Origin of the sequence: Streptomyces sp. GbtcB7, assembly GCF_019091445.1 — a bacterium.
Lineage (GTDB): Bacteria > Actinomycetota > Actinomycetes > Streptomycetales > Streptomycetaceae > Streptomyces > Streptomyces mirabilis.
The window spans coordinates 1-238 of the sequence record NZ_JAGXJM010000596.1 but is presented as its reverse complement, the minus strand read 5'-3'; the positions used below and the strand labels follow the sequence as shown (position 1 = coordinate 238).

Below are 238 nucleotides of genomic sequence, written 5' to 3'. Positions count from 1 at the left end.
GTCCCGCGCGGGGGGGGAAGGGGGCGGCCTACGGGCCGTGGCCCGTGACCCAGGGGTCCTTGAGGGCGAAGCCAGGCAGATGGGCCGCGGCGGGGTCGTCCCAGGCGGGCGTCCTGCCGCCGACGACCCCCGCGACGACGGTCGAGGCCAGCGGCTGGGACAAGGACGCGAGCTGGAAGACGGGGCCCGGGTCGAGGGCCCCGGGCCATCCCGCCCGACGCTCGCCGTAGCCCTTGGG

1 pseudogene is annotated in these 238 nt (G+C 78.6%); it reads right to left on the bottom strand.

Features of this window, described 5'->3' with window-relative positions:
- Nucleotides 1–28: 28 nt before the first annotated feature.
- A pseudogene (locus tag KVT44_RS56955) lies at nt 29–238 on the bottom strand (serine hydrolase); the annotation flags it as partial.